Raw genomic sequence first — 5,433 nt, 5'->3', positions numbered from 1 at the left:
CTATGAAGGTAAAAAAACAGTCCCAAAAATCTCGTGCAACAGTCTCTTTGACTCCAGATTGGCTGAAACTATCTTTACAAAAATTTCAGCAGTTAATTACTGTATCTACATATCTACAACAGTCCAAAAATCAGATATTTATCTTACAATTGACTATTTTATAGCATTTAGAGTGAAGTGCAACATTTTTGCTTTTTTACAATGCATGAAATTCATTTTAAAAATCTAAAAATTTTATTTAAAAATTTTATTCTTATAAGAAGCCCCATAAGATCCATGTGAAACATATAAATCTTAAATAAAACAATTTTTTTTAAACAATGCTTTTATTGTAAATTTTACTAGATTTTTCAAATCACTACCTACAGGATAACGGCAATTGTCTATTTGATGACACACTTTCTGTTCTCGAGCTGTCAAGTGTTAATACTGTAAAGGAGTGGAGCATTGATGAAATTATCTGTAAAACTACAATCTTTGTGGACACCGTTCTCATTTACATCTCAGGATTTATAATGAGAATGATTATGAAAAAGGAAAAATGTACTATGTGTTACACTTACTTCAAAGAGTCCACAAACAGGGTTACATGCCCACTAATCACTGCAAAGCAGCTAGGTGGACTTATCTATCCAATAACAGATGTTGTGGAAATTGTGAAGTTGGCAAACAGGAATGTTAAACTTTGTAAACTACAATATTTTTTTGGGGGGGGGGCCCCCGCCGGCGGGGGGGGGGGGCGCGCCCGCGGGTATTGAGCCTGTGGCGCGGCCCCCTCCACCATGCTGCGCATGGTCCCCCTCCCCCAGCAAGCTGGGGGAGGAATTGTCATCCGGCCACCCCAAGGTCGCAAACGGCCACAGCGCGGAGGAGAACCAGGTGTCGAGGACGTCGGGGTCCTGCCACATGATGACGGCATCAGGGTTGGTCTGCCGCAGTTCCTTCGCCGCGCTCTCATCTTCGACGTTCAGAACCGAGCCGCCTTCCAGATCGAGGCCGCTCTTGCCACCAACCGCCAGCACGGCGGCTTCGGCCTCGCTTCCCGCAACGATGACGCGCCCATGATCTGTAAACCAAGCCGGAATCCGATGCCCCCACCACAATTGCCGGGACACACACCAAGGCTGGATATTCTCCATCCAGTTGAAGAACGTCTTTTCCCAGCTCTTCGGCACAATCTCGATCGCGCCCGACCGCACCGCCTCGATCGCCGGCTTCGCAAGCGTTGCCGCATCGACATACCATTGGTCGGTCAGCCACGGCTCGATCACCACGCCAGATCGGTCACCGAACGGCGTCTGGATCGTGCGCGGTTCGGCGTCGTGCTCGACCCCCTCCTTGTCGGTGAACGGGACGAGACAGCCGAGCTCCTTCATCCGCGCGACCACGAGCTCACGCGCACCCACCACGCCGTCGGTCTTGAAGCGCGCCAAGCCGATGAACTCGGCTGGCACCAAGCCATCCGCCGTCTGCACCACCTTGGCCTTGGCATCGAACATGTTGAGCATGTCCGCCGCCTTGATCCCTGCCCTTTTGCCGACCTCGAAATCGTTGAAGTCGTGCCCCGGCGTGATCTTGACCGCACCCGACCCAAGCTCAGGATCGGCGTGGTCGTCGGCGATGATGGGGATGCGCCGTCCGGTGATCGGCTGTTCGATGAACTTGCCGATCACGCTCTGGTAGCGCGGGTCCGCCGCATTCACCGCGACCGCCATATCGGCGAGCATCGTTTCGGGCCGTGTGGTTGCCACCACGATATGGTCGCGCCCATCCGGCAGCCGCTCGCCGTCCGCCAGCGGATAGCGGAAATGCCAGAAGCTGCCGCGCACTTCCTGCGTCTCGACCTCAAGATCGCTGATCGCCGTGCCGAGGCCGGGATCCCAGTTCACCAGCCTTTTGTCGCGGTAGAGCAGCCCCTGATTGTAGAGGTCGACAAATACCTTCAGCACCGCCTTGCTGAAGCCCGCGTCCATCGTGAAGCGCTCGTTCGCCCAATCCATCGAACAGCCGAGCCGCCGCAGCTGGCGTGTAATCTCGCCGCCACTCTCGCGCTTCCAGTCCCAGACTTTCTCGACGAAATCCTCGCGGCTGTAATTGGTGCGCTTGTCCTGCCGCGCCGCCATCTGCCGCTCGACGACCATCTGCGTCGCAATGCCCGCGTGATCGGTGCCGACCACCCACAGCGCATCCTTGCCGCGCAGCCGCTCATAGCGGACCAGAATGTCCTGCAACGTATTGTCGAGCGCATGGCCGACGTGGAGCGACCCAGTCACATTCGGCGGCGGATTGACGATCGTCCACGGCTCGGCGCCGGGACGGTCGGGGCGGAACAGGCCCTTTTCCTCCCAATGCGCATACCAGCGGGATTCGATTTCGGCGGGGTCGAAGGTCTTGGGAAGCTCGCTCATCCCGTCCGTCTAGCGGCGCGGGCACGCTTTCGCCAACCCTGTAATCGGCGATAGCCCGCGATCAGCGGCCCTGGCTGATCCGGTCAATCTCGCGCGCGACCATCGTCTCGACGATCTCGGGCAGATGGGCATCGAGCCATTCGCGCAGCATCGGGCGGAGCATTTCGCGCACCAGGCCTTCGAGCGTGCCGTCGTTGGTCGGTTCGGGCTTGACCATCAGCCGCGACAGCGCGTCGAGCGCGCCCCGGCTCGCTTCGGCAGCGCGCGGCGACACGATCGGCTCATCGGCAGGCATTTCGACGGCGGCAAGAGGCGCAACAACCTTGACGACGGGCGCCTCGGGCGGCGCATCGGCAATCTGGTCACGCAGTTCGAGCACTTCATGCGCGGGTTCGGCGACAGCGCGCGCGGCGGGGCGACCGGCGGCGCGCTTGGCCCGCGTCGCGGTTTCGCCTTCCTCGGCGATGATCCGCTTGATCGACGACAGAATGTCTTCCATCGACGGTTCGGCGCTCAAATCCCCCATGTTGATGCCTCGCACTGCGATCACTCTATTTCTTGGAAACTGGTGGCGGATTGACCGGGGTGCTGTCAACCGGCGTCGCACGCGGCGGATTGCCGAGCAGCGGATCAGCCGACTTCACCACGCGCGCATTCTGGGCCGGGGTGTTGACGGTCGAGGTCGCGACCGGCTTTGGCGTCGGGTCCTCGTCCCAATCGTTGATGCGGCCCCGCACGCGCTGGTAATTCGCCGCCGGATCATAGAGCGGGCCGCTGTCGAGCCCCAGATCCTTGGCTTCGGCATGCCCCATCGCCGCCAGCACCGCAAAGCCCGCGACATAGGCATCGCGCCGCGCGGTGACGAGCGTCACTTGCGAATTGAGCAATTCCTGCTCGGCGTTGAGAATTTCGAGGATGGTACGATTGCCGACGCTGTTTTCAGCGCGCACGCCTTCGAGCGCGAGCTTGTTCGCACTCACCGCCGCTTCGGCCGACTGGATCACTTCGAGCGACGCGCGGTACGAGGCATAGGCCGACCGGGTCTGCGACACGACGCCGCGTTCGGACTCGGTCAGCTGCTCGTACGCCTGGCTCTGGCGGGCCTGCGCCTGGCGAACGCGCGCTGCGGGGGCGCCGCCCTGATAAAGCGGCAGCGTCAGCCGCAGGCCAAACTGCGCCGTGCGATCAAACTGGGGTGGTGCCACGTTGTTGCCAAATGTGCCAAGCGTACCGAGGAAATTGGTATAATTACCCTGCGCAAAGGCATCGATCGTCGGCTTCTTGGTCGCCCGCGCGGTCTTGATGTCGTATCCGGTCGCCTCAAGTGCTTTGCGCGCCGCCAGCAGATTCGGGCTGTCGGCCAGCGCAACCTGCACAGCATCGTTTGGATCCGTCGGCAGCTTGGGCAATGGCGGCGGCGCGTCGAGTTCCCCCGGCGGCGTGCCGACGAGGCGGATATAGTTTTCACGGCTTGAGATCAGCCGCGATTCCGCAGTCTGCAACTGGCTCTGGGCCAGCGCGAGCCGCGCTTCGGACTGGGCGACATCGGTGCGCGTCAGGTCGCCCACCTGAAACCGGTCACGCGATGCCTGCAAATTGACATCGAGCACACGGACATTCTGCTGATTGAGCTGGACCACCGCTGAATCGCGCACGACATCCATATAGGCCGCGACGACGGCGGTGAACAAATCGGCTTCGGTGCCGCGCAGCGTCGCGCGACCACCCTCAACCCGCACCTTGGCGGCGGCGATACCGTTCTTGATCGATCCGCCCGAATAGAGCGGATAGGTGAGGCTCGCTTGCGTCTGGCTGATCCGCGATGGCGCAGTGAAGGCCGTGATCGGCAGCACGACATTTTCGCTATAGGTGCTTTGCAATTGCGCGGCGGGCAGCCCCGGCGCACGGGCGAGCGGCACGGTCTCGTCGGTCGCGCGCAGGCTGGCACGCTGCGCCGCGAGCGTCGGATTGGTCTCATAGGCCTTCACCAGCGCCTCGCGCAGGGTTTCAGCCGCCGCCGGGGTTGCCAGCGCCACAAGGCTCATGCCACCAAGCAAGCTGGTCATGAATGTCGGTCGGTTCAAAATACAAATCCTGTAGCTACGGCGAACCCGGGCAGGTGCGCGGCATCGAAATCAGCGAAATCGGCCACGCCGAACCCGCCCGTGCTGCGCGTGCCCAGCGACAGGCGGCAAACGCCGCGATCGATCACGCCCGCCACCAATCGCCCACCAACCGCGAGCTGATCGATCAGCGCCTGCGGCACATGTTCAATCGCGCCATCAACGACGATCGCATCATAGGGCGCGCCAGCCGGATACCCCGCCTCGAGCGGCCCCTCGATCAACGTCACCTTGGGCATCGCCGCAAGCGCAGCGCGCGCCAGCGTCGCCAGCGTCGGATCGCACTCAACCGCAACCACCGCGCCCACCAGCCCGTCAAGCACCGCCGCCGTATAGCCGCCCGCCGCACCAATCAGCAGCACCCGGTCGCTCGAGTTCAGCGCGGCCTGAGTCAGCAATCGTCCCGTCGCCACCGGCAAATTGGTCGTCCGTGCGTCGGCAAGCGGCAGCTTCACATCGGCATAGGCCACCGGCGCGAGCGCTTGGGGCAGGAATGCCTCACGCGCCACCTGCCCCATCGCCGCCACGACTCGCGGATCGCTCACCGCATTGGGGCGCAGCTGGCTGTCGACCATCGCTTGGCGCATCGCCGCAAAGTCGATGCCGGTCAGGGTCCCGGTCTGGACAGGTTCTGCGATCATTTCCATACCGTTCCCTTTGGCATAGCCGTGTTAGCTCTGCAATACACTTTATGACTTTGTCCGGCTTGTATCGCGCGCGCGCGGCGCCGCCAAGCGAGGCATTTGATTTTGTGTTCGGGCAGTTGACACAAAAGGTCGCGCCGCGCATTGGGGCGCGCTCCCCGGCTGGGCTGGGGCCCGATGGCGGAGTGGTGACGCAGAGGACTGCAAATCCTTGCACCCGGGTTCGATTCCCGGTCGGGCCTCCATCCAGCGACAGAT

At 60.9% G+C, this 5,433-nt stretch carries 3 protein-coding genes, 1 tRNA gene and 1 pseudogene; 1 reads left to right on the top strand and 4 read right to left on the bottom strand.

Going from position 1 to position 5,433, the window contains the following annotated elements; all coding sequences use genetic code 11:
• Positions 1 to 827: 827 nt before the first annotated feature.
• From K2W81_RS16135 to K2W81_RS16120, 4 genes and pseudogenes are all read right to left on the bottom strand, one after another.
• A pseudogene (locus tag K2W81_RS16135) lies at positions 828 to 2,408 on the bottom strand (valine--tRNA ligase); the annotation flags it as partial.
• Positions 2,409 to 2,469: 61 nt separating this feature from the next.
• Complete coding sequence (locus K2W81_RS16130; RefSeq protein ID WP_294106403.1) at positions 2,470 to 2,934, bottom strand: DUF2497 domain-containing protein; 465 nt, start codon at positions 2,932 to 2,934, stop codon at positions 2,470 to 2,472.
• Between the two features lie 25 nt (positions 2,935 to 2,959).
• Entirely contained in the window at positions 2,960 to 4,474 is a 1,515-nt protein-coding gene (locus tag K2W81_RS16125; RefSeq protein ID WP_294106400.1) for a TolC family outer membrane protein, read from the bottom strand.
• Positions 4,475 to 4,488: 14 nt separating this feature from the next.
• Positions 4,489 to 5,172, bottom strand: a complete 684-nt coding sequence (locus K2W81_RS16120) for a protein-L-isoaspartate O-methyltransferase (protein ID WP_294106398.1) — start codon at positions 5,170 to 5,172, stop codon at positions 4,489 to 4,491.
• A gap of 174 nt (positions 5,173 to 5,346) precedes the next feature.
• On the opposite strand from K2W81_RS16120, the gene K2W81_RS16115 reads away from it, so the two are divergent.
• Positions 5,347 to 5,420: transfer RNA gene (locus K2W81_RS16115), tRNA-Cys, on the top strand.
• The last annotated feature ends 13 nt before the right edge of the window (positions 5,421 to 5,433 follow it).

Origin of the sequence: Sphingomonas sp. (assembly GCF_019749955.1) — a bacterium.
Taxonomy (GTDB): domain Bacteria; phylum Pseudomonadota; class Alphaproteobacteria; order Sphingomonadales; family Sphingomonadaceae; genus Sphingomonas.
Note: the sequence above shows the minus strand (reverse complement) of the source record. Positions and strands in the feature narration are given on the sequence as shown.

Excerpts from the sequence above, each read along its gene's own strand:
- K2W81_RS16130 (WP_294106403.1), bottom strand. The coding sequence starts at position 2,934 with ATGGGGGATTTGAGCGCCGAACCGTCGATGGAAGACATTCTGTCGTCG.
- K2W81_RS16125 (WP_294106400.1), bottom strand. The coding sequence starts at position 4,474 with ATGACCAGCTTGCTTGGTGGCATGAGCCTTGTGGCGCTGGCAACCCCG.
- K2W81_RS16120 (WP_294106398.1), bottom strand. The coding sequence starts at position 5,172 with ATGATCGCAGAACCTGTCCAGACCGGGACCCTGACCGGCATCGACTTT.